The sequence below is a fragment of the Haloarchaeobius litoreus genome, from assembly GCF_024495425.1.
Taxonomy (GTDB): Archaea; Halobacteriota; Halobacteria; order Halobacteriales; family Natrialbaceae; genus Haloarchaeobius; species Haloarchaeobius litoreus.
On the sequence record NZ_JANHJR010000002.1, the window covers coordinates 582,916 to 606,241 of the forward strand.

The window sequence follows — 23,326 nt, forward strand, 5'->3', positions numbered from 1 at the left end:
CCGTCTCGCAATCGTCTCTCCCATTCTACCCCTCCAGCGACGCCCCAGCCTCCGGCTCGGCCCGCTCTCACTCGATGCAGGCGTCGAGCACCGCCTCGCGGTGCTCCACGAGGGCGGTGGCGTGGTCGGCGTCGACGACGGTCAGCTCGGCGCGGGCGGCGTCGGCGACCCGCCGGGCGTCGGCGACGGGGACGTTCGCGTCGCGCTCGCCGTGCCAGCAGTGGACCGGGACGTCGACGATCGACGGTTCGACGGGCCAGGGCTCACCGAGCAGCCGCGTCTCGCGGACGAAGCCGGCCCGCCGCGGACCTACGCCCGCGACGAAGTCTCGCCGGAACGTCTCGGCCTGCGGCTCCGACAGCGCGGCCGCGCCCTCGCTGTCGGTGTACTGCGAGACGACGACCGACGGGGAGCCGCGGTCGGCGACCCAGCTCTGCGCGCGGACGACGCCGGAGAGGAGTTGTGGCGTCCGGGTCGCCAGGGTCCCGAGCAGTCGTTGCACCGCGGGCTGGTCGGTCTGAAGCGATGGCGGCGCGACGCCGGAGACGCTGTGGACCACGTCGACGCGGTCGGGCTGGCGGCCGGCCAGCGCGAACGCGACCGCCGCGCCGCCGGAGAACCCGACGACCGGGGCGCTCTCGACGGCAGCGTGGTCGAGGACCGCGACGAGGTCGGCCGCGATGTCGGCGATGTCGGCGATGTCGGCGTCCTGCCCGGGCTCGGACCGGCCGTAGCCGGGGCGGTCCGGGGCCAGGACCCACAGACCCCGCTCGCGTGCCGCCTCGTCGAACAGCCGTGCCAGCACCCGTGAGCCGGGCGTGCCGTGGAGGAACAGCACGGGCGCGCCGTCGGCGTCCCCGTACTCGGCGTAGGCGACAGTGCGGCCGTCCGCGGTGGTGGCCACGGCGGGACCGACCGCCCCGTCGTCGGGACCGTCGGGACTCTCGACGTCATCGGGCGCGTCCTGCAGGTCGGACGACTGGCTCATACGAACACGTTCCCGCCGAACCGGAGAGGAGTTTGGGCCGCATGGATGCGGTGCTTTAAATAATATCGCCGCACAGTCCCCGACAGTGCGCCGTGTCACCTTCGCCGTCGACTACCCGCCGTCGCTGGCGCATCCGATGCACCGACGGCTCGACGAGAGCGCGGTCTCCCGCGCCGAGCTGTTGATGTGGGGGCCGATGGACACCGTGACGACGCTCGCGTGGTACGACGGGACGCCCGGCGCGGTCCGGTCGCTGCTCGACCCGGTCGAGAGCATCACGGCGGTCGACCTCGTGGCGGGCGACGGGGGCACCTACGCGTTCGTCCACCAGACCGAGTACGAGCTCGGCGCGCCGGTGCTCGACCTCGTCGCCGACTCGGGCGTCGTCTTCCTCCCGCCGGTCACGTTCGAGGCGGGTGGCCGGGCGCGCGTCGAGGCCGTCGGCGAGAGCGAGTTCCTCGCCGAGTTCCACGCGGACCTCCGCGAGCACGTCGACGCGACGGTCGAGCGCGTCGCCGACTTCCGGCGCTGGTCCACGCCCGCGGTCGATGTGACGCCCCGCCGGCACGAGGCGCTCGCAGCTGCTGTCGCCGTGGGATACTACGACGTCCCGAGAACCGGGAGCGTCGCCGACGTGGCGGCCGAACTCGACTGCGCGGCGAGCACCGCCGGCGAGCTGCTCCGGAAGGGGGAGGCCGCGCTGGTCCGGGGGTTCGTCGGCAGGCCACGTCGCCAGAGCTGAGTTACCGCAGGAGCTCCCCGTCGTCCGAAGCGAGAACCCCCGGCAGGTCGGCGAGCGACGAGATCCGGACGTCGGGCTCCCGGTACGGCGTCTCGTCGTCCTCGTTCTCGACCCACACCGAGGTCATCCCGAGACACTCGCCCATCATGAGGTCCTCGTTGTACTCGTCGCTCACGAAGGCGACCGATTCGTCGCCCTCGGGGAGGCACTCGAAGTAGCCCTTCGGATGCGGCTTCGGCCGGCGGATGTCCGAGGAGACGACGAGGTCGTCGAAGCAGTCGAGGACGCCGTGCTCCGAGAGCACCGTCTCGACCCACGGGCGGACCATGTTCCCGAAGAGGACCAGCGTGTGGTCGGCCGCGAGCTCCCGGAGCACGTCGGCGTGCGCCGCGGGGAACTCGGGGTCGAGCCACGTCCGGTCGAGGTACTCACGACACGCATCGTGGGACGCTCCCGAGAGCGTCGCGAGGAGTTCCACGTACGCGTCCGTGCGCTGGATGAAGCCGTCTCGGAACGCGAAGTAGGCGAGCCAGCCGGGGTAGGGCTCCGTGTCTGGGTCGACGCCGAGCAGGTGCGCGTGGTCGCGTTCGTCGCCGTGCTCGACGATGACGCCGCCGTAATCCAGGACGAGATGCATGGGAACTTGGGTGACTCCCCAGGCAGTGTTCAATCTGTCGAACCGGTGTCCCACCGTCGCCGAGCCGTAACGGCTTCGGCGCTCGAACGCACAGGGGGGAGCATGCTCCCCGGCGAGGACACCGAGTTCGCGTTCGAGCTGCGGGTCTGTCGCTGGGCCGAGCGCGCGTGGGAGCCCGCCCGCGAGGACTCGGTCGTGCTCGTCGCGCGCCAACTCGGGACCCGCGACCGTCGCTGGGACACCCTCATCTTGGAGTGCGACCCCGAGGGTCTGCGCCAGCGGGCGAACTTCGGGCTGGACGCGCTCGACTCGGACCTGCTGCACGTCGTCCGGCACGCGCCCGACGACTGGACGTACTACCGGGACGCCCTCCCGTACCCGGGCTACCCGTGGCGGTACGTCCGCGAGGCGCTGCACCGTGCGGCCGACCGCGGAGTCGTCGAGACACGCAAGTCCGGCAACCGAATCGAGTGCCGCCGGAGGTGGGCCTACCCGGACTGGTGCCGACGCATCGTCGCCGTCGAGAACAAGCCGGACCTCGACGCCAGCGCCGCCGACGCGCTCGTCTCGCAGCTGGAGCACGACGTGGCGCTCTCGCTCGCCGACGAGGCCTGGGTTGCGACGCGCGCGACCGGCGGTGCCGTCGAGCCGGTGCTGTTCGAGAACCTGCCCGTGCAGGCCGGTATCCTCACCGTCGACGTGGGCGACGGAGACGGCCGGCCCGCGTCCGACGCCAGCGTCGCCTGGCACGCCCGCTCGCTCGCCGTCGACGACCCCGGCACCCGCATCCTCGAACGGCCCGACGGCTCCGAGTTCGACGCCTCCGCCGCCCGGTTCGAGTACGCCGACCCCGGGTGGAAGGCCGACAAGCGCCGCGAGATCGCCGAGCGCGCCTACGCCCGTGGCTGGCGCTCGTACGTCGACACGATGCGTCCCGACTGCCGCCACTTTCAGGCCCGGGAAGACGGCGCGCTGCTGCCCTGGTGCGATGCGAACGGGCGCTGTCAGACCGCTGGCGAGTGCTCGGGTCGTTGCTCCGAGTTCGAGCCCGAACCGCCCGCCTGGCGGACGAAGGGCTGGCCCATCGAGGGCGGGCCGGGCGCGGCGACGAAGCGACTGCTGGCGCGTCGGCGGCGGGGACGGCGGCCCGGGCTGGAGGAGTGAATTTCCGGAGTGTCGGAACCTTCACTTTCCATGTGGCGCGCGCTGGCTCGCGTGCCGAAGGCCGCGAGCCATTCCGCGCGAGGGATGAGAAGCGCAGGGAGCGGTCACGAGACGCGAGCGTCTCGTGGGCCCACCGGAAATCTCCGATTTCCGGGGACGCTAGCGACTGAGCATCGCAAGAGGCTGGGGAGGCATGAGGTGCGGTGCGGCCGTGGCCGGGTGGGACTGAAAGGGGCGAGGGGCTCGGCGAACCCCGACGCAGTAAGCACCGCAGGCACGAGGAGCGCAGCGAGTCGCGGGAGCCGAGCCCCTCGGGGATTTCTGGCTGTTGTCGTTACCAGCAACTCCAACGATTACCGAGAATTTCTGGCTGTTCACTGCGTCCGTAGCCACAGAACTCGAACCGTCTCCTCACCACTCCAGCGCCCGTCTCCGAAACGTCTCGGCGTCCAGGTCACAGACGATAGCGGGCTTTCGAATCACACCGGCCTTCTCCGCCCGTTTCGCAGAATCAGGAGTATGCGCGGGCTTCGTCACGGCGAACCGACGCACGAACTCGTCGTCGAGAAAGTAGCCCCGCCGGTCGCCGTCGAACGCCGAGAACGTGCTCATGGGCCTCCCGACGCGCTCGAACAGCCCGCCCTCGTCGCCGTCGAGGAGGACGACCCGGCGGTCGTCCCGATACGGCCGGCCGTCCACCGCGCGCTTCGTGTGGGCGTTGTCGGGGTGTCGGGCCAGCTTCTCGCGCTTCGTTGCCCGAGAATCGTCGGCCTCGACGACCGTCACCCGAGAGACCCGGAACCAGCCGACGAGGTAGCGGTGCAGCCGCCCGTCCGCGTCCTCCAGTCCGGCGTAGAAGCCGACTGCATCGTCCCCATCCGCGTCCAGCGCGGCGAGGCGGTTCACGTAGCCGGGGCGGTGCTCGCCGTAGGTCAGCGCGTCGAGGTTCGGGTCGTCGTGAGGCGGATAGTTGGCGATGGCGTCGGCTTCGGTCACCGGGGTCGCGTCGCCGCCGGGGTCGGGCACCAGCCTGGCGAGCAGGTCGGCCATGGTGCCGTCGCCGTACCGCAGCGGACGGTCGCCGTAGGTTCGGCGCTCGCTCGTCTCGCGGGTCTTCTCCGGGATGGGGACGTACTCGAACGCGCCGTCGGGGCCGACCGTCGGGACGCGCGAGTCGCGCAGCTCGACGTTGGTCGTGTCGGCACCGATGCCACAGCAGACGACGGTCATCGGGGGCGCGCCACGGCTACGAGTCGTTCACCGTGACCTCGAACTCGTCGCGGGCGACGGCGAGGCGGAACGTCGGGACCGTGGTGTAGACGACCTCGACGACGTCCTTGCGGCGGAGGGACTGGAGCGCGTCGCGCACCTCGTCCACGTCGGGGTCGAGGCCCGCGTTCTCGCGCAGGGTGCGCAGGACGCTGACGACGCTCTGGCCGTCCTCGTCTGGCCCGGCGAGGCGGTCGAGGATGGCGGCCTGGAGCGCGGGTACCCGCACGGCACTCGGCGTGCCGCCAGGCTCGTCGCCGGCGGTGACGCCCGGCTCGACGTCGACGAGTTCGGCGGCCTCCGCGGTCGCCCGGATGAGGCTGTTGTCGTCCCGGAAGTAGTACTCCTTCAGCTCGCTTTCGAGGAAGCTGTGGACCTCGCTCCCGCTCTCCATCCCCCACCGCTCCTGCAGCTCGCCGTTCTTCGTCGGCTGGAGCTCGACGATGTCGGCCAGACGCTCGCGCGCCTCATCCGAGAGGGTCATTGCGCGTCGGTACGGTCAGGCACTATTTGGGCGTTCTGTCTCCGGGTGAGTCGACGCCACGCTCAAGGGGGAGTGATCCAAACGGGCACACATGACACGGCATGTGGAGTACGCACACATCGAGGCCGTGCTCGACGACCTCTCCTACCCGGTGCTCCGGCCCGACGCCGCGGCGGACCTCGAGGACGTGACGCTCGTGCTCGCCGAGGACGAGACCAACCTCGGGGTGCTCGTCTCGGAGACGGACAGCGACGCGTTCCGGACGCCGGAGGACCTGTTGGTCGAGCTCGAGGACACAGTCGGTGTGGCGAACGAGGCGGTCCGCGCGCCCGCCGCCGAAACCGATGGCGACGAGGGGTGAGACCGTCTCGAACTCGGGTGCCGAGGACGGTCGTCCGCAAGCCACGCACGGTTGGGTCTCGCTTTTGACGCTCGGGCCCGTAGTCCGGACAATGACACGCGAGCACGGAGACACCGTGACGGTCTACGCCGACTACGTCTGTCCGTTCTGCTACCTCGGACGCCACGCGCTGTCGCTGTATCAGGACACCCGCGAGGAGCCCCTGCGGGTGGAGTGGCACCCGTTCGACCTCCGGGCCGCCCAGCGCGGCCCCGACGGCGAGCTGGACCTGAGTGTGGACGACGGGAAGGACGAGGCGTACTACGAACGCGCCCGACAGGGCGTCGAGCGCCTCCGCGAGAAGTACGGCGTCGAGATGACCGTCGACGTCTCCCGTGACGTGGACTCGCTCTCCGCCCAGTTGCTCTCGCGGTACGTCCAGGAGCGCGAGCCGTACGACACCTGGCGCGCCCTCGACGAGGCGCTGCTGGCGGCGCTCTGGCGCGACGGCCGCGACATCGGCGACGCGGACGTACTCGCCGACGTGGCGCGTGCGGTCGGCATCGACGAGCAGATGGTCGAGACCGCACTCTCGGACGACGCGAACCGCGACGCGCTCGCCGAGGACTTCGCCGCCGCGAAGGCCGCCGGCGTCACCGGCGTCCCGACGTTCGTCCACGACGGCCATCAGGCCCGCGGTGCGGTGCCGCCCGAACAGCTGGAACGGCTCGTCGAGGGCGTCTGAGGCGTCGCTGCAACGGACTGGTCAGCTGACCGGACAAGCGGGTCGCTTAAGTCCGTTCGACGGCGAACGGACGGGTACGATGGAGTTCTGTGATGAATGCGGTTCAATGATGAAGACGGAGGGCGACGAGTGGGTCTGCGGGAACGAGGAGTGTGGCTTCTCGAAGCCCCGCGACGCCCAGTCCGAACAGGCGATGGTCACCACACAGGGACAGGAGGAGTCCGAGGTCGTCGACGTCTCCGACGCCGAGAACAAGGGCCTGCCGACGACGGAGTCACACTGCCCGAAGTGTGACAACGACGAGGCCTACTGGTACATGCAGCAGATCCGCTCGGCCGACGAGTCCGAGACGCGCTTTTTCATCTGCACCGAGTGCGAGCACAAGTGGCGCGAGGACGACCACTAACCGTACAGGAGCGTCCACAGCCCCCCGAGCCCCCCGAACACCACCGAGGCGAGCAACAGCCCCGCCCAGTTGAACCCGCTCAGCGGGTAGCCCAGTCCCGGGCCGAGCAGCAGTAGCGCGCCCGCCAGCAGCGCCGGCGCGACGGTCGCCAGCGGCCGCCGTCCGTCGCGTCCCAGCCAGCTGATGGCGACCAGACACAGCCCGAAGGCCACCGCCAGTCCGTACACCACCGGGACGACGGCTGCGGGGTCTATCTGCGACCCGAGGTCCGACGTGACCGGCATCGCGATGAAGACCAGTCCGAGCAGTCCCGACAGCGCGGCGAAGACGCGCCCGACCAGTTCGGGGTCGACGGGGAGTCCCGTGGCTTCGGTGGCGTCGCTCATGGCTGGAGCGTCGAACGCCTGCGAGGAATGGGTTTCGTTACGGTCGCGTATCGACTCGGCCGGTCAGTGCGTCGCCCGGTACTCCCCGTGGGCCACGCCGATACCCAGGCAGACGAGCCCGAAGACGAGCATCGACGGCGTGACCATCATGAGTGTCGTCTCTGTCGGCATCACCTGCATGGCGAGCAGTGCGCCCGTCCCGACCACGATGAGTGCCAGGAACGCCACCGCGGTCTTCGTCTGGTCGAGTTCCATACCCGGGCCTGTGGACCGGAGATAGATAATCGGTACGGAGCCAGTGATGTTCGCTGTGAGTGCTGCGGCCCCCACGAGCCCCGCTGGGCTCGTCGTGCCTGCGGTGTCTGAGCACGAGGCGCTGGGACCGATCCGACGCCCTCCTCCTGGTCGCGCAGTCTCGCCAGTCCCACTCCGGGCCGGAGAGTTCACACCGGAGACACCCGAACCGGTCCGCCGAGTCCCCCTACTCGGTCGGCCGAACCAGGTTCGCGAGCGTCACGAGCACGCCGAGCACCCAGCCGACGGGGACGGAGACGCCGAGCCAGAGCAGCACGTAGGCGACGCCGGTGAGGTCGTACTCGGTGCGGAGGTACTCGTTGATGCCGCCGACGGCGAAGACGTTGTCGAGGAACCAGATGGCCAGCGACTCGCTCTCGGTGAACACGAGTTCGCCGAGCGCGGGCGAGTAGAACGCGGCGACGACCGGCGGGAGGAACACGGCGGTCGTGGCGAACGGGTACGCGAGGACGACCGTGGTGACCCGGCCGCCGACGCGGGCGAAGGCGAGCGCGAGTCCCGCGGAGAGCGTCGCGACGCCGGCGGCGACGACGACGGCGAGGAAGCCCGTGAACGTGAACCGGACCCACGCGGCGGCCGAGAGCGCACCCCAGAGCAGCGCGACGAGGAGCACGGTCCCGACGAGCCCGAGTGCCGAGGAGAGGTCGTCCAGCCGGTAGGCGTTGTACCGGGCGACAACGCCAGCCAGTGCGAACGGGTAGACGAGCGCGACGGCGAGCGCGCCGACGGCCGCCCAGCCGTTGTACGCGAGCTTGCCGCCCGTCGTCTCGGGTTTCCACTTCCCGAGGACGGAGTCGTCGGCACCGCGCTGTCGCGGGAAGAACAGCTCCATCCAGGTCTCGTGCAGTCGCTTCAGGTCGACGCCCACTGCTCCGACGAACCCGGCCATACCAGTTCGGTTCGGCCCCGTGGCGTTTTACTTTTCGGCTGGTATCGGGAGCGTAGTCGGTCGCTACCAGGGCGCGAAGTCGGGGTCGACCTCGCGCTCGCGCTCGTCGATGGCGTCGATGGCCGCCACGTCGTCCGCGTCGAGGTCGACCGACAGCGACGCCCAGTTGTCGCGGATGTGTTCCTCGCTCGTCGCCTTCGGGATGGCGGTGACGCCCTTCCGGCGGAGCCACGCGAGGCTGACCGCGGCCGCGCTCGCGTCGTGTTTCTCGGCGATGCGCTGGATCTCGGGTACGTCGAACACCTTCCCGCGGGCCAGTGGCGAGTACGCGACGACGTTCACGCCGGCGTCGTCGCAGTGCGCGCGGAGCTCCTCCTGCGGGAGCAGCGGGTGGCACTCGAACTGGTTCGCGAACACGTCCGCGTCGAGGGTGTCGATGGCCTCGTCGACGTGCTCGGGCTCGAAGTTCGAGACGCCGACGTTCTTCACCTTGCCCTCGTCGACGAGCTGGTCGAACGCCGACAGCGTTCCCTCCGGGTCGTACTCGCCCGACGGCCAGTGGACGTACAGCAGGTCCACGTAGTCGACGCCGAGCTTCTCCAGGCTCGCCTCGGTGCTCGAGAGCACGTCGTCGTGTTCGAGGTTGCTGATCCACACCTTCGTCGCGAGGAACACGTCCTCGCGGTCGACGTCGGCCTGAGCGATGCCGTCGCCCACGGCGGCCTCGTTGCCGTAGGCCTGCGCGGTGTCGATGTGGCGGTAGCCCATCTCCAGTGCGGTCGCGACGCTGTCGGCGCACTGGTCGTGGTCCTCGTTCTGCCACGTGCCGAGGCCGAGCACCGGCATCCCGTCGGCTTTGGGGACGCTATCCGGGGTGAGTGTATCCTGAGACATCGTACCCGAAAGGAGGCGTCTGACGTGGAAAGGGGTTGTGGATTCGGCGAGCTGTCCGGGCCGACCCCGCTGTCGAGCACCCGTCCATCCAGCATCCGCGAGGACGTTCGTGCTAACAGAACTATTTCCTTCGTACCGATTTACATATATTGGATGTCAGGCACACGCTATCGACGGTCGCCGTGAACTTCGATTCTCGAACCAGTCGCCGTTAGTGCGAATGGAATCCAAAATACTGGTCCAGTGTGATACGGTATTCGTTCGGACCCTCCGGAATTAACTGGAGAATTATAAAATAGAAATACATAAAACGAGAGAGTTACTTCCGACCGTTGTATGTTTGGTAATCACCGTTCGAATGGGGTATCGCGACGGAAGGTTCTCAAGTCCACTGCTGCGACCGGTGCGGCCGCCTTCGGTGCCGGTTCTGCCGCCGCCGGGAACACGCCGGCGTCGGACGACGTGACCGTCTTCGGTGACGCAGACGAGGTCGTCGACACCGGCGACCGCGTCGTCACCATCCGCGCGACGGACACGGTGAACTACGAGTTCAGCGTGACGGGTGTGCTGACACCGACAGGCGCACCGGCGGACGCGGTCGAGCGCGGGACGGCGTCGAACCGGCTGGACGGCGGGACGCACACCTTCCGGTTCTCCGGCGAGTTCACCGCCTTCGAACTCGACGGTACTGCCCGCGTCACCGTCGACGACCAACCCTTCGACGTCGACGCGTTCCCCCAGCAGACCCTCGAGATCGTCCCGGACGGAGCGGTCGACTTCGACGTCTCGGCCAGTGGCGCGGTGGAGGTGACCCGCGGCTCCGCCGACAGACCCGGTGCCCGTCGGGCAACCGGCACCGCGCGCCGGAGAGTCGTCCTCTCCTACGCCGGGGAACTGACCTACCTCGTCCTTGACGGCGACGCGCGTCTCCGGAAGAACGGGACGACAGTCACCCCGGAGGAGGTCCTCCCGTCGACCCTGCCCGGCGAGTTCACCGTCACGACCGGCGACCGGCGGAGCGAGTACACCGTCACGGTCACCGGCGAGACCGACCACACGGGTGGCGTCGGGACGCACGACGGCAGCGGCGTCGTCTCGGACGTCGTCGAGGGCAGGGAGACCGTGCGCTACAGCGGCCGTCTCGAGAGCGTCGAACACGACGGCGCGACCGCCGAACTCGTTCCGGATGCCCGACGGGTCGTCTGTACGGCTCCCGCCGACGCGGCCGCCGAGTTCACCCTGCGTTCGACCGAGACGTTCATCCACGACGGCGCGGTCGTCGACGAGCCGACCGTCACCGTCGACGCCGGTGAGACGGCCCGTATCAAGTACTTCGGGACGGTCACCGAGCTCGGCGTCGACGACGTGACGGTGGCCTTCGACGACGACGCCGATCTGGCGGCCGAGCGCTCCATGCAGCTTCAGACCGCGGCCGAGTTCGAACGCGACCCGGCCTTCGACCGTCTCGCCCGCGCGACCGATGCCCGCATCCGCCACGACGCCGCCGGACTCGTCGCCATCTCGGTCGGGAGCACGGCCGTCGACGACGCCCGCCCACGGACGTTCGTCGGCTACGAGTTCGCGGACCTCGACCGTGGCGACCGAGGACTGCTCTCCTTCGGTCGCTTCGACGACACGGGTGCACTCTACAACGCGCGGAACACCTACGAGTGGCACACCGAGTACGACACCTTGGACAGGCTCCGCTACGACGGACTCGTACTCGACGGCGAGGTTGAGAGCGCGGGAATCGAGACGGAGACCTACGACTACGACGTCTCCGAGTCCACACTGCGAGCCCAGCAGGACGTCGAGTCGAATCTCTCGCTCGACCCCGGCGACTGGCTCGAAGGACTCTGGGACGGCATCACCGACGTGGCGAGTGACCTCGCCGGCGTGACCGCCAGCGCGCTCGACTCCGCCATCGACGCCGCCGTCAACGCCGCCTCGAACGTCTCGGTGGAGGACATCGCCATCCAGAGCGGCAAGATTGTCGCGGACACCCTGCTTGCGATCCAGAAGCTCGCCGAGGAGTTCATCGACAACGGCTGGGTGAAGGCCGTCTGGAAGCTCCGCTTCTACGGCTACACCTCCGTGGTCTCGCTGGCAGGCAGCGGCGTCTTCACCGAAATCGACCAGGGCGATTACGACTGTGCGGGGTGTATCGGCGTCGTCCGCCTCGGCATCGACGTCGGCGTCTGTACCCTCGGCGTTACTGCCGTCTGCGGGGCGGTCGGCTTCCCGACCGCCGGGCTCGGTGGCGTCGCCTGCGGCGCAGTCCTCGGCGCGGCCTGTTCGTACGCCTCGATGGCCCTGCCCGATGCGAAAGCGATGTGTGGCCAGCCCAACGACGTCCCGTACGCACTGGACATCTGCTGACCGGCCGCGGCTCGCCTCGACGACCACCGACCGTCACCCGCCGGTCCGTCCGCGGCCCCCGACGTACCCATGTCTCCGACAGACGACCACACCACGAGACGGCTCGAACTCGCAGCGCTCGTCGTAGCGAACGCCCTCCCCGTCGTCGGCGTCCTCGCGCTCGACTGGACGGTCTCGACGGTGCTCGTACTCTACTGGCTGGAGACCGGGGTCGTCCTCGCTCGCGGCGCGGTGGCGGGCCTGTTCGCGGGACGTCCTCCGGCAACCGAGGCCGGCCTCTGGGCACCCTTCGAGGACCTCGCCGACAAGCGCGGCGGCATCGACCTCCCTGCCGGACTCCCCCCGGTGTCCCCCGGGAACGTGCCCGCCGTCGTCGGGACCCTCTGGGTGCTGCTCCTCCTCTGGCCCCTCGGGGGCGTCGGCCTGGCCGTCCTCGGTCCCGACCGTCTGCTGGCGGCCGGGACCGCGGGGACCGTCGCGCTCGCGCTCGTCGGAATCGTCCTCGCCAACGCCGTCGACCTCGCCGACGCGGTGCGGTCCGGGCGCTACACCGACCGCCCCGTCCACGCGGCCATCCCGCGCGGGCGAATCCTCGGCCTGCTCGTCCTGCTACTCGCCGCTGCGGCGTTCGCGAACCCCCCGAGGGACGCGACCGTCTCCGGCCCGCCTCTCGTCTTCGTCGCCGTCGTGGGTGCGAAGCTGCTCGTCGACCTCGGCGGGCTGCTCGCCGCCACTGGGTCGGTCCCGCGGCTCTCGCGACTCGTCGACAGGGCCGCCGAGTCCCCGACGCCAGCGGCGGTCGACGTCCCCGACGGCGAGCCGACCGACCGCGTCCGGACCGACGCGACCGCCGTCAGGCTCCGGGGCGTCGGCCTCGGACTGGTGTACGCCGTGCTGCCACCGTCCGGGCTGGCGTTACTCGCCGGCTGTTTCTTCGCGTGGGTGGTCGCCGGACCACCCGGCGCTGTCGTCGTCGGCGTCGCGGTCGTCGGCGGGAGCGTCCTCGTCCGTGTCCTGGAACAGAAGGTGCTCTACGGTCACCTGGAGTACCGCATCTACGACGAGGGCGTCCTCGCCTACGACCGATTGCTCGACGAACCACAGTGGTTCGTCCCCAGGCACGACGTGGTGGACACCCGGACGAGTGACGGTCTCCTCGGGGACCGACTCGGCTACGGAACGGGAGTGCTGCGGTTGCGGCGTCGCGAGGGCGCGGACGCACGGCTGGTGTTCCTCTCCGACACGGAGCGGGTGCTGTCGAGTCTCGGACGGTGATTCGGTCGACTCCGACGGTGATTCGGTCGACTCCAACGGTGGCCGGGGAGAAGAACCTCAGTCGCTGATGAACTTGTTTCTGTGGCTTAGGTGCGTCTATGGGATGTACCAGTACGTCTGTCCCTCTAAATTGAAGCGCGTTTCAACCAGTACTCTTCTGGAGTTCCTCTAAATATGTACACGTCCGCTCCAACCTCCCGTATTTCAGGAATACGTTCTTTTTGATCGTCAGTAAAGTAAGCTGTGTCATCTGGGTCAGTCGTATACTTAACTTCGACAATCAGTACCGAATCCTCCCGCCGAAGCCCGTCTGAATATTCTTCAACAAATCTGGTAAGGTCGTCGGCATCGCCCCAGACCAAGAAGTCTGGGAATCCACTGCTGTCGGCTACTTCATTGGCGATCTCTTTTGCCCTGTCTGGCGGTTTGGCATATTCGGCTTCTAATTGAGCAAGTCGTTCCTCATAGCTTTCTCTGTCCAAGTATTCTGGTTGCCCTTTCCTGGCGTGGTGAAGTTGCCAACGAACGCTAAACAATTTACTTGCACTCCAACAGGATAGATTGTATTGCTCGCAGAGATTTCTGAACGTAGATTCAAATTCTTGTCCCGCCTGATTTGCTTTAATCCCTGCTCTACTTCGCGGGCTCAGGACATGCATATTGTCGCGAGCATAGTCCTGCAATCGCTGTGTTATTCTGGGAAATACATGTGCCGTAACAGGCATCCATTCTGATGTAGCTGTTCGAATATCTCCGAGTGTTTCGACTGAGTCAAATCCGCCCATCCCAACGAATTGATCTGCGAGATCGGACTGTAACTGGTCGGCTCTATCATGCGAAAGGCCTCGACGCGAGTTGAAAATACAAGGGACACCCTTCAACTTGATTCTATCTTCCCTTGGAGATCGTGCACCACCTGGCCCAAAACGGTCTGGATAATCTGATGCACGCCATATCGAGAACTGCCAGCAAAGTTTTCTACTCAGTATTGGCTCGCCGTCGTACCTGGTACGACCCTCGGAATACAGTTCTTCTAAATCAGCAAGGTGTATCTCTTGTACCCAGTTTGAAAGTGGATCCTCTTGGACAAGCTGTTGTAGACGCTTTGAATCGTCTCTATTTCGTGTGCCGAATACTATGTATTGGTCGTCGAAAACCAGCTCCAAGAGCAGTACTATCTGAATCTTTTCAGCAAGCAACTCTCCCATTTCCATCGCTGCTTGCATGGTGTCGAATCGATAGGAAATCGCCCAGTTCAGATCATCCGAATCCGTCTCAATCCAGAGCTCGATACTATCGTCGGACTCGGATATTGATATTTCCCGATGATAACCAGCGTCGCTGAGAAAGCATGAGAAGCAAACTTCTATTTCGTCAGTGGTTGGTTCGGCTATTGACCGGTTGATTTCACCTCCACATTCTGGACATTGAGATTGCACTGGATTTTGGTAGATTATTCAGGACAATACTTCTGTCGGCAGTTGTCGAATTGAACCACAGAATTGTTTCCACATCGATGGTGCATGAACGTTATACACCAAGAGGCTAACCAGCCTGGCGACAATGCCAGACAACGACCAAGAGTACGATAAGGAGAGTGTGAACCTATGGGTCGATCCAGAACGGAAAGCACGCTGGAAGCAATTCGTGGACGAGGAAAGCGACTTCCAGTACTTGTCTCAACTCATCCGGAAAGCAGTTGAGCGCGAAATCCAGCAGAGTGACGACGATGGAAAGGCGGTCGAATTATCTGAGAATGTTGTTGGCCACTTCGATAACCTCCAGAACAGCATTGCCGAACTGGAGCAAGTCATGCAGGAAGCCGAGAAGCGGCTGTCTGGAATTGAGAGGGAGGTGAGGGACGACCCACAAGTGCGGCAGCTTGCTAACGAGGTGTTTGAGATACTTCCGTCTATGGACGAGATCAAGCACTACGAAATTCACATCGCTGACGGTGCAACCCCACCCGAACACATAGCGCCGAGAGCACAGGCAGGAACGGTCGAGGGTATCGCTGATTCGCTCGATATTGAGCCACACGAGGTCAAAGCTGCTCTCGACCGGCTTCAGCAGGACACCCACCAAGTTCACACTACAGACTGGAACGGTGAGACGCGCTACTACAAGGGGGAATAACTCATGGACGACTGGATTGACCGGCACCTTGAACGGGTGAAGGCAAAGAAAGCAGAATCGTCCTACGAAACGCACTACTCCAATCTCAAGAACTTCAACTGCTGGCTGGAGAATCAGGACGAGCGGTTGACAGAACTCAGGACGCTCGATCTTGAGGACTACTTCCTAGAGCAGATGGAGCAGGGCTATGCACCAAACACTATCGCAAGTCGTTACGAGTCAGTGCGGGCGCTGTTCAATCGACTCTCAGGCCGGTTCGAAGCTATTGAGGAAAACCCATTCGAGGATTTGGAGCGAAAGGAGTTCGTTGAGAAGGACACCAAGAAACACAACAACGCCGACCTCGTCTACGTTACTCCTGACGAGAAGGAAGCGATGTGTGAGAACGCACCGGCACCGAGGCTACGAAACGAACTGATTATCCGGTTGATGTGGCAGACTGGTATTCGAAAAGTCGAACTCAACGAAATCGAACTTGATGACCTGGATCGAGAAGAACGCCGGATAGAAGTCTGGTCAAACAAGAGCAAGGAATGGCGTTCGGTGTTCTATCAGCCGTCACTCGATATATTGCTCGACCAATGGCTAGATAACGGTCACCGGGACTCCTACATGCCCGCTGCATCGTCCCCGTACTTGTTCGTAACCGAGCGGTCCGAACAGCTCCACGATTCGACGGTGACGGACAAGGTTGTGAAGCCTGCCGCCGAAGCGGCCGGGATTCAAGAAGTGATGTACCAGGACCAAGGCGGGTGCAAACGGTATCGGGTCACGCCTCATGCGCTTCGTCACGGCCATGCAGTGACTGCACTGAAATCGGATATCGACGTGCGCCGCGTTCAACAACACCTAGGTCACTCTTCGTTGGACATCACGATGGAGTATCTCCAATTTATTGACGAGGACGTAAAGGAAGCATACGACCGGTTCGGTAGGAAAGACTGAACAAACTAGGAATCGCCTCAACTCTGCTGTACCCACGGATATGCTTCACCACATCCGTGACAATATGAGGGTACATCCTTATCAAACGAGCCAGCGACACCATCAACCTGATAATTTCCTCTGATAATTGAATCGCATTCTGGACACTGGTGGATTGTTTCAGACCCACACTGTTCGCAGAAATCTTGTCGGGTAGTTGGTTGGGAATCGTAGTATACAGTAATCTGATGGCCATTCTCAGCGCAAACTTGCATTGGCTCGTAATCTGCCATGTACAAGCATTCTAATTAATCCGTGAAAACAATTTTGCCCACCTATTTCCGGCGAATGTCATATTTTTCACCTGCCCAAGCTGCGAACGGTCTTCCCCGGTCTTTCACACCAAATTCCTTGAAGACCTCTAATTCAGACAGGTCCATTCCATTAGGAACCTCTAATATAGTGGCCTGCTCTTCACTATATACAATCGCATACCTCTCCTCCATCCGAATCGAGTCAATAATGTCTGCATCTTTACTGAAGTCTAGAATATTATTGGGGATTTCAACGGCTTCACCTCCCAGCGATAGCTTAAACTCCTGCTCAGGCATATTAGCCGCGGACACTGAGATTGTGATGATATATTCTCCCGGACGGATCTCGTGACGAGCCTCTTTCGGATAGTCAAAAGACGTTTCTCTCTCCGGCGAAGCAGTCAATATCGTATTATCTTCCGGCCTTAACCAGAACACATCTAACAATCTTCTGCTATCTCTGGATATTGATATTGAATGAGGATAGCTAGTTTCGTTCCACCTTGTCTCAAACGAATTTGAGACATTACTAAATTCTACTCTGGCCGAACAATCCTGTGCATTCTTTAGACCATTATTTCTGACTGGGATTCTAACCGCAATCAAATTTTGGCTGGTAATTCTCCGTTCCTGCTCGACGCTGTAGCAGTTTTTAGGATAACGTGTGACCTCTGGCTCCTCAATTTTCATATGCGGTTTCCTAACCAAACTGAGGACCTCAAATAGGACTAGAGGTGTCGCACCAAGCAATGAACCAATTACGACATCAGGTAAGTTAATACAGGCCTCAAGTATCCAAATGGCGGATATGATTGAGATTGTTACAACTGCAACCTTCGAATATTGTTTCGTTCGATAACTAACCATAGAGTACTTTGGGTGCATTTCTCTTGTTAATTTGACGAAATCTCAATGAGGATTGGTAAGAAACATGAACTATAAGTTAGTCTTGGCGGTTCGATTTTCCGGAGGTGATAGGGACTCACCGACGAAAACACCCGTTCCGGTCGAAACTGAGAGCGCCAATCAGACAACCTCAACTCAAGAGAAAATCCATGAGCGAAAGCGAAACCGAATCCGCGGAAGCAGAGTTCGACAGCAAAGAAGCGTTCTTCGCGGCCGTCCGAGATGGCGGCGCAGTCCTCGGAGAGCTGGAATACTACACCGAAGGAAGTGGCTCAGCTACGAGCTACAAAGCACGTACGGATGACGGCGAGGTGGAGGACATCAAGAAGTCCGACGTAGAATCTGCGTGGGAGGAGCACCACGACGCCGAACCCAACGACGAATCCGGCGAGGAGGACGACGGCTCCGAACAAGTGCATCTCGGGACGTTCTACTTCAGCAAGGCCAACTGGGACACCGACCAGGACCGTGAAACGCTGGAAGAAATGCTCGAAGAAGCTGGTTGGTACATTGATAGCGAAGTGGACTCCGGTGGTTACCGAGTCAAGACGGAGCGGGAGACATAGAGCCATGCAGTACGACAAGTGGAGTGACGAACCACTGGCCGTGTGTGACGAGTGCGAAGAGCTGTTCAATTGGCGCTCAAGTAACCGGACCGGTATCTGCCCACGATGTGAAATCCGTAGGGATCGTGGACGGGGTTGACCGGCAGATCAATCTGATTCATCCAAAGTAATTTCAGTCCGCTTACTCAGGGTTGCTTATGTCGTCAGGCCGCGACCGAATATTCGGTATAGATTTCAGCGGGTCGAAAAGGCCAGGCAGATCTATCTGGATCACAGAGGGAAAAATTCAGAATAAGAATCTGGACATAATAGACTGCCAACCCGCAAGTGATCGCTTTAACAAATCGACCCGAGATGATGTATATCAAGAACTTCGGAACTTGGTCAAGTCGCATCCTGCAGCGGTTTTTGGCTTTGATTTCCCATTCAGCCTTCCAGAGCCAATAGTCAACCACGTCATTTCCTGGCCCCAACATTTAGCAGATCTCGAAAAACGGCTTGCGAACAAATCAGCCAAAGAATTCCGGAAGAATTGCGTTGGTCGAGCAACAGTCAAATCTGGTCAATCTGGATATCTCCGACGTGAAACGGACTGGCGTTACGGAGGCCAATGCCCATATCAACCGCAGCTCCAGTCCCAGACGTTCTATGGTCAGAAAGATCTGCTCCGGCCATTAATCACGAACCAGGAAGCCAAGGCCCTGCCGATGCAAAATAGGTCTAACAACCATCCCTGGCTCATAGAGGTCTATCCTGCAGCTACGTTGAGCGCGCTAGGGCTGTATAGACAGGGGTACAAAAATCACCCTGAGTCATCAGATCGACGTGCGGAAAATATCAATGGATTACGAAGCCATGGTGCTCAGATTAGCAAGTCGGTTGCAGACAAAGCCCGAAAATCCGATGATGCACACGATAGCATCACGGCGGCCGTCGCAACGTTTCGTGCGTATCTCGACGGATTTCCAGTAGCTAATCGTGGAGCTGATATTGAGGGTCAAATCTTCCCATAACTTGATTGGTCCGGTGCAGTTCCCTGTAGGAATGTTTGTAGCAGGATGGTCGCGAGCCTTAACGCGGGTATAGATAATTATGGCCTTTACACAAACGCCTGTAAATGGAATAATGGCCCTGTGCAGTGTGGCGGTTTCCTTGAAACGATTGTGTATAGCTTAGTTCTCTACATGTAGGGAAGATAAGATCCACAAGAGGAGGTGGGACTGTTCTCCGCATAAATGTAATATCTAGGTTAGCCGGTAGTTAGCATTGGGTCAATATGAAGAACCACACTACAGTCACAGTCCACGAGGATACACATCTTGCCCTCAAGCGCGTTTGTGAGATCCATGAATACGAGTCGATGCACCAGTTCATCCTACAGCAGGTGCTGAAAACGGACGAAGCCAACGAGCAAGTCGCGATCCCGACTGGTCTGCGGCGAGCCTTGGAACGTAGAGCGAACGATTTCGACGAATCAAGCCTGACTACTCCGGCAAATGACCCGAAGTAATCCCCGATCCAGCGATAGCACTGCAGACAATCAGACCAAGAGACAGCGGCGACAACACGGTTCCAATACGTCGGATAAGCCAGACAACGGAGCAGGGAAAGGAACGCGGCCTCATGGCACTGCTGGCATCTCTCTATCCATGCCGGGCTATGCACAAGCCGAGGCACCGAGCCTCATTGAAACGTTGGTGGACAGCGACATTCCTGAAGAAGTCGAACGGCTAGTTGGATCCGAGCTTAACCAGGATCACATTCTTGCTAATCTCAATGAGGTTGAACTGACGTGGTGACGGTATACGTTGCTGAATAATTTTGAGATGGTTCTTGCATCACACCCACCTCAAGAGTCGATTTGGCAAGGGCGGGATATGCGAATGGAAGCGGGTCTAAATGACGGACGAACTGCGCTTACTCCGGAACAGATACACCAGCTCCGAGATTCGTTCGACGCTGCCTACGAACGGGCGACTCGATCTCGAGGGGGATGGCAACAGCGACTTCTCTCCGAACAGCAGTCAGAGCGACGTATTATCAAAGAGCGCGAACAAGCACAGGAAGATCGGAGTTGGCTATCCAAGCTGATAGGTTAAATTGATAATCTAGTGACGGTGTCCTTACCAACATAGTTGTCGTTATGGCAATCACAGTAAATACCCTCGGAGAAGTACCAGAGGGAAGTGGGTACATCGTTGAGGTTGGGTTAGAGGGGACTAACCACCCAGCAAATCAGATAGATCGAGACCGGATTCGTGATGAGTTGGGAATCGGAGAGTGGTACGTCAGAACCGGAAATCGGACCGAAGAACAACAGCTGACTGAACAAATTGAAGAGCACGTCAGTCATACTCGACTTCCAGCCTATCTTATCCTACCAATCCATCCAGAAGAGGCCGATGAAGCCGTTGTAGTTCACTTGGATAATGTTGAATCGGAACGATTAGCTTGGGAGATACTGCAGATCGCAATCTCGAATATGCGTGAATTGAGTGAAAAATCGGACCCAAGAGCGTCGAGTTTAGCGAATCAAATATCAACAGACGATAGTTTGAAAGTACTCTCTGTTGGCGCAAATATCATAACCGTAATTCAGTTCGTTGCTTGAGAATTGCATTAATCAAACTCTATCGAAGTGGTCGTAAACCTTCTCGGTGGTCTGGATCGTTACGTGGAGGAGGCGGTTTCGCACGTCGTAAAGGGTATTTTCATCTTCGCGGTTGAGCATTCTATAGGCAACTGAATGCCGCAGGGTATGCGGTGTCACGTCCGTTGGCTCACCATTACCCCGAACAGTATGTGGCCGGACTTCAGCCCCTACTGCTGCCCGGCTCACCACATCTGGTACGGCCTCAGTGGTCATACGCTCCGGATGGAGACAAGGAAGCGACCACGCTAAATGTCTGAGAGAGTGGAATTTTCTATAGCAGCCCTAAGACCGCTTCAATGATTGCTGAAATCACGCCGGTGTTGTAGATTAATGAAAGAACGGCTGCTATTCCGGCTAACATGGCGATTCTCGTTGGCCATGGCTCCAGACGTTCTCGCCGACTGTTGACGTGGATGGTTTCTATCTTGTGGCAGTTGGAAACTTCCTCCTCATCCCCATATGTGAATATGAGATGGATGTCATAATCACCTGGTTCGGCGTCTTCATCAATATCGAACGTCAATAATAGCGGGTATTCGCCATCTGGAGTCATCGCCTCAGCGGTTGTACGTGGGAAAAGCCGGGGGAGAATCTCTTCCGCGCCCTCAATTTGATTCTCTGGAGTCTCCATATTGCGCCCCCAGGTAATGTCATCAACGAAGAAAACATCCGGGACCCCGAAAGTAGTCCCAACGGCGTGGAACTGGATGGTTTCGGCCATATCCTGTCTGAAAGCCTCCTTGCCTAGAATAATTTGCCTGATCTCGTTTTCCTCAGAGTCAACAATTCCGTTTACTGGAGAAACAGCTGCGCCATGAGCGCCATCGAAAATATCCGGATGGTGGTGATAAACAGTTAGTTTGTGTCTGTCTGGAAGTCCATATCCACAAATAAACAGAGGGATGTGGAGTTCGTCACCAGGATTCACCGATGCGGACTGTGGGAGAGCGACTAAAGTAAAGCTGGATGTCGCCTCTGGAACAGCCAGGGCCTTATCTAATTCCTCCTGGACCCACTCAGGTGTGTCACCCCAAAGCTCCCGAGTCGACTCATCCATCTTGAATGGGATATTCAATCCGGTCTCTTGTATTTAAGGGATTCTTGGATAGCTTGTGAGGTCAACTTCTGTAGCAAATCAGCTGGTAGAAGAATATGTGACCATCCAGGAACGAGTTATCAATCGTTACTCACTGGCCTGCGCCGACAGCTTGATTTCCCAGCAAGGCGGGCGGCTCCTCCTGAGTAATACCTCCTCGGCGATAGCCTAGTTGTCCTGACCCGCTGAACCTCGAAATACACCACATCGTCCTACTTCGCAAGGCACTCGTCGAGGATGACCACGAATCCCTGTATCTGTATGGTTGGGGACCTTCAGGACCGGTTTCGTCCACTTCGCACATCCACTCGCCGCCGGGCTTGACGGGTTTCTGATTTAGCATGGTCATACTCTGTCGAAGTGGTCGTACACTTTCTCCGTCGTCTGAATCGTTGCATGACGGAGCCGGTTCCGCACGTTGTAGAGAGTATTCCCATCCTCGTGGTTTAGCATTCGGTAGGCAACTGAGTGTCGCAGAGTATGCGGCGTCACGTCCGTTGGCTCTCCTCGACCCCGAACAGTATGCGGTTGGACTTTAGCGGCTTCTGCAGCCTGTCTCACAACGCCTCGTACGGCCTCAGTGGTCATCCGCTCCGATTGTAGCGAAGGAAACAGAGCTGGCGAGGCTTTCCATCTGTTACTGAGGTACTGGTCAAGGACTCGGGTCGTTTCCTCTGCCAGCTCTATCTCGGTGTACGTTGGAGACCCGTCAGTGGGGTAGTCTTTCTGAAGGCCGGCGGGAAGGCCTAATACTCCTTCATCCATGTCAAGATGCTCTGTGTCAACTTGCATGCCTTCGCCGACTCGGAGCCCTGTATCATACAGAAATTGTATGAGTGAGTCATTTCGCTGTTTGAGTACACTGCGGGAATCTCTGACGATGTGGTTCCGCATAGCTTCAACCTGTTCGGGCTTCAGCCATACAGTCGCCTGTTGTTTGGAATCCGTTGATGGTGGCATACTGGGATACACCCTACATAAAGCGCCGTCGCCTCTCCCGGCTTATACTTTGGAGTCCATTAACAGTGCCCCAAACGCATATATTGAGTTGGTTGAATCAGTTGAGACATGAGTAAATACAGAGAAGCGGTAGAGAAGATGATCGACTTCGTTCATTTTTTGGAAGACCAGTCACTTCAGATTCCTCGCAAGGAAATTACGGGGAAGATAGGAGAATGGATGGTGATGGATAAGCTCATCCAGCAAGGATACACTCCCACGTTCAAGGCAAAACAACATGAAGTCGACATTGTTCTGAGCGATGGATGTGGCGTAGAAGTCAAGTCCTCAATATTCAACGACGATAAGAGCGCATGGTTGTTCGATGGTGTCAAAGTGAAGAAGTTCGATTACTTGATTTGCGTAAGACTGGCAGATGATTATTCAGAAGCCGAATACTTCGTATTCACCTCAGATGAGGCAGGCCAGATTCCATACAAGACCGCTAAGCAAGACAAGCGACGCCTCAAAATCTACGACGACATCAGTCGAATCAGACCGGGTGAAATGCGAGACATAAACAAGAAGCTAGAAGAGTTTCACCAAGCATGGCAGAAACTCCCTTCTACCTAAGAAGGACTACTCCCGGTTGAGATAGACTATCCTTCAGAACATGGTGTCCTGCATGGTTGCCCTGATAGCTGATTCGAGGAGCGACAGCGGCTTCTTTCGCTTGTGTTTGTACAGGCCATTATCATGGACATGGCTTGTCTTCATCCGCTGATTCGCCAGACTTCTGCGAGTCATACGCTTCGAGAGTAACTACCCGAACCACTTCCAAAGAAGCCACAGTAACCATCACGCTACCTACATTTACGT

26 protein-coding genes and 1 pseudogene are annotated in these 23,326 nt (G+C 60.7%); 13 read left to right on the forward strand and 14 right to left on the reverse strand.

Going from position 1 to position 23,326, the window contains the following annotated elements; translation table 11 throughout:
• Positions 1–67: 67 nt before the first annotated feature.
• Entirely contained in the window at positions 68–988 is a 921-nt protein-coding gene (locus NOW55_RS09725; RefSeq protein ID WP_256399903.1) for an alpha/beta fold hydrolase, read from the reverse strand.
• A gap of 85 nt (positions 989–1,073) precedes the next feature.
• Here NOW55_RS09725 and NOW55_RS09730 point away from each other — a divergent pair, with 85 nt between their 5' ends.
• The gene (locus NOW55_RS09730; protein WP_256399904.1) at positions 1,074–1,730 is read left to right on the forward strand and encodes a helix-turn-helix domain-containing protein; all 657 of its coding nucleotides are present in this window, start codon (positions 1,074–1,076) and stop codon (positions 1,728–1,730) included.
• Between the two features lies 1 nt (position 1,731).
• On the opposite strand, the gene NOW55_RS09735 is transcribed toward NOW55_RS09730, so the two are convergent.
• Positions 1,732–2,367, reverse strand: coding sequence for an HAD family hydrolase (locus NOW55_RS09735; RefSeq protein WP_256399905.1), 636 nt, complete (start codon positions 2,365–2,367; stop codon positions 1,732–1,734).
• Between the two features lie 102 nt (positions 2,368–2,469).
• On the opposite strand from NOW55_RS09735, the gene NOW55_RS09740 reads away from it, so the two are divergent.
• The gene (locus NOW55_RS09740; protein ID WP_256399906.1) at positions 2,470–3,531 is read left to right on the forward strand and encodes a DUF5787 family protein; all 1,062 of its coding nucleotides are present in this window, start codon (positions 2,470–2,472) and stop codon (positions 3,529–3,531) included.
• Between the two features lie 411 nt (positions 3,532–3,942).
• Here NOW55_RS09740 and NOW55_RS09745 read toward each other — a convergent pair whose 3' ends face one another.
• Positions 3,943–4,761, reverse strand: coding sequence for an Nmad3 family putative nucleotide modification protein (locus NOW55_RS09745; RefSeq protein WP_256399907.1), 819 nt, complete (start codon positions 4,759–4,761; stop codon positions 3,943–3,945).
• Positions 4,762–4,777: 16 nt separating this feature from the next.
• Positions 4,778–5,284, reverse strand: a complete 507-nt coding sequence (locus NOW55_RS09750; RefSeq protein ID WP_256399908.1) for a DUF5797 family protein — start codon at positions 5,282–5,284, stop codon at positions 4,778–4,780.
• Between the two features lie 91 nt (positions 5,285–5,375).
• Here NOW55_RS09750 and NOW55_RS09755 point away from each other — a divergent pair, with 91 nt between their 5' ends.
• From NOW55_RS09755 to NOW55_RS09765, 3 genes are all read left to right on the forward strand, one after another.
• Positions 5,376–5,645 carry a DUF5789 family protein gene (locus NOW55_RS09755; protein ID WP_256399909.1) on the forward strand — a complete coding sequence of 90 codons (270 nt, stop codon included), beginning with the start codon at positions 5,376–5,378 and terminating at the stop codon, positions 5,643–5,645.
• A 91-nt stretch (positions 5,646–5,736) separates the two neighbouring features.
• The gene (locus NOW55_RS09760) at positions 5,737–6,369 is read left to right on the forward strand and encodes a DsbA family oxidoreductase (RefSeq protein WP_256399910.1); all 633 of its coding nucleotides are present in this window, start codon (positions 5,737–5,739) and stop codon (positions 6,367–6,369) included.
• 79 nt (positions 6,370–6,448) lie between these two features.
• Positions 6,449–6,775: a transcription factor S gene (locus tag NOW55_RS09765; RefSeq protein WP_256298566.1), complete on the forward strand. Its 327-nt coding sequence runs from the start codon at positions 6,449–6,451 to the stop codon at positions 6,773–6,775.
• Here NOW55_RS09765 and NOW55_RS09770 read toward each other — a convergent pair.
• From NOW55_RS09770 to NOW55_RS09785, 4 genes are all read right to left on the reverse strand, one after another.
• Entirely contained in the window at positions 6,772–7,161 is a 390-nt protein-coding gene (locus NOW55_RS09770) for a hypothetical protein (protein WP_256399911.1), read from the reverse strand. The genes NOW55_RS09765 and NOW55_RS09770 overlap by 4 nt on opposite strands.
• 63 nt (positions 7,162–7,224) lie before the next feature.
• Positions 7,225–7,416, reverse strand: coding sequence for a DUF7333 family protein (locus NOW55_RS09775; protein ID WP_256399912.1), 192 nt, complete (start codon positions 7,414–7,416; stop codon positions 7,225–7,227).
• Positions 7,417–7,642: 226 nt separating this feature from the next.
• Positions 7,643–8,365: a hypothetical protein gene (locus NOW55_RS09780; RefSeq protein WP_256399913.1), complete on the reverse strand. Its 723-nt coding sequence runs from the start codon at positions 8,363–8,365 to the stop codon at positions 7,643–7,645.
• Positions 8,366–8,428: 63 nt separating this feature from the next.
• Entirely contained in the window at positions 8,429–9,259 is an 831-nt protein-coding gene (locus NOW55_RS09785) for an aldo/keto reductase (protein WP_368407749.1), read from the reverse strand.
• Between the two features lie 336 nt (positions 9,260–9,595).
• Here NOW55_RS09785 and NOW55_RS09790 point away from each other — a divergent pair, with 336 nt between their 5' ends.
• A complete protein-coding gene (locus NOW55_RS09790) occupies positions 9,596–11,638 on the forward strand; it encodes a hypothetical protein (protein WP_256399914.1) in 2,043 nt (680 codons plus the stop codon).
• 69 nt (positions 11,639–11,707) lie between these two features.
• On the forward strand, positions 11,708–12,913 hold the full coding sequence (locus NOW55_RS09795) for a DUF6498-containing protein (protein ID WP_256399915.1): 1,206 nt from the start codon (positions 11,708–11,710) through the stop codon (positions 12,911–12,913).
• A 125-nt stretch (positions 12,914–13,038) separates the two neighbouring features.
• Here the strand turns inward: NOW55_RS09795 and NOW55_RS09800 are convergent, their stop codons facing one another.
• On the reverse strand, positions 13,039–14,352 hold the full coding sequence (locus NOW55_RS09800) for a hypothetical protein (protein ID WP_256399916.1): 1,314 nt from the start codon (positions 14,350–14,352) through the stop codon (positions 13,039–13,041).
• A 124-nt stretch (positions 14,353–14,476) separates the two neighbouring features.
• Here NOW55_RS09800 and NOW55_RS09805 point away from each other — a divergent pair, with 124 nt between their 5' ends.
• Entirely contained in the window at positions 14,477–15,049 is a 573-nt protein-coding gene (locus tag NOW55_RS09805) for a hypothetical protein (protein ID WP_256399917.1), read from the forward strand.
• A 3-nt stretch (positions 15,050–15,052) separates the two neighbouring features.
• Complete coding sequence (locus tag NOW55_RS09810) at positions 15,053–15,994, forward strand: tyrosine-type recombinase/integrase (RefSeq protein WP_256399918.1); 942 nt, start codon at positions 15,053–15,055, stop codon at positions 15,992–15,994.
• A 17-nt stretch (positions 15,995–16,011) separates the two neighbouring features.
• Here NOW55_RS09810 and NOW55_RS20770 read toward each other — a convergent pair whose 3' ends face one another.
• Both NOW55_RS20770 and NOW55_RS09815 read right to left on the reverse strand, forming a co-directional pair.
• On the reverse strand, positions 16,012–16,266 hold the full coding sequence (locus NOW55_RS20770; RefSeq protein ID WP_368407750.1) for a DUF2321 domain-containing protein: 255 nt from the start codon (positions 16,264–16,266) through the stop codon (positions 16,012–16,014).
• Between the two features lie 42 nt (positions 16,267–16,308).
• A complete protein-coding gene (locus tag NOW55_RS09815) occupies positions 16,309–16,977 on the reverse strand; it encodes a hypothetical protein (RefSeq protein ID WP_256399919.1) in 669 nt (222 codons plus the stop codon).
• 365 nt (positions 16,978–17,342) lie between these two features.
• On the opposite strand from NOW55_RS09815, the gene NOW55_RS09820 reads away from it, so the two are divergent.
• From NOW55_RS09820 to NOW55_RS09825, 3 genes are all read left to right on the forward strand, one after another.
• Complete coding sequence (locus tag NOW55_RS09820) at positions 17,343–17,759, forward strand: hypothetical protein (RefSeq protein ID WP_256399920.1); 417 nt, start codon at positions 17,343–17,345, stop codon at positions 17,757–17,759.
• Between the two features lie 197 nt (positions 17,760–17,956).
• A complete protein-coding gene (locus tag NOW55_RS20945; protein WP_390292844.1) occupies positions 17,957–18,772 on the forward strand; it encodes a DUF429 domain-containing protein in 816 nt (271 codons plus the stop codon).
• A gap of 1,130 nt (positions 18,773–19,902) precedes the next feature.
• Positions 19,903–20,370 (forward strand): hypothetical protein, encoded by a 468-nt coding sequence (locus NOW55_RS09825; protein WP_256399921.1) that lies wholly within the window; start codon positions 19,903–19,905, stop codon positions 20,368–20,370.
• 12 nt (positions 20,371–20,382) lie between these two features.
• Here the strand turns inward: NOW55_RS09825 and NOW55_RS09830 are convergent.
• The 3 genes and pseudogenes from NOW55_RS09830 to NOW55_RS09840 all read right to left on the reverse strand — a co-directional run.
• Positions 20,383–20,631 (reverse strand): annotated as a pseudogene (locus tag NOW55_RS09830) (tyrosine-type recombinase/integrase); the annotation flags it as partial.
• A gap of 52 nt (positions 20,632–20,683) precedes the next feature.
• Positions 20,684–21,469, reverse strand: coding sequence for a DUF8164 family protein (locus NOW55_RS09835; RefSeq protein ID WP_256399923.1), 786 nt, complete (start codon positions 21,467–21,469; stop codon positions 20,684–20,686).
• A 384-nt stretch (positions 21,470–21,853) separates the two neighbouring features.
• Positions 21,854–22,468, reverse strand: coding sequence for a tyrosine-type recombinase/integrase (locus NOW55_RS09840; protein ID WP_256399924.1), 615 nt, complete (start codon positions 22,466–22,468; stop codon positions 21,854–21,856).
• A gap of 108 nt (positions 22,469–22,576) precedes the next feature.
• Between NOW55_RS09840 and NOW55_RS09845 the strand changes: the two genes are divergently transcribed.
• On the forward strand, positions 22,577–23,080 hold the full coding sequence (locus NOW55_RS09845) for a hypothetical protein (RefSeq protein WP_256399925.1): 504 nt from the start codon (positions 22,577–22,579) through the stop codon (positions 23,078–23,080).
• Positions 23,081–23,326 lie beyond the last annotated feature (246 nt).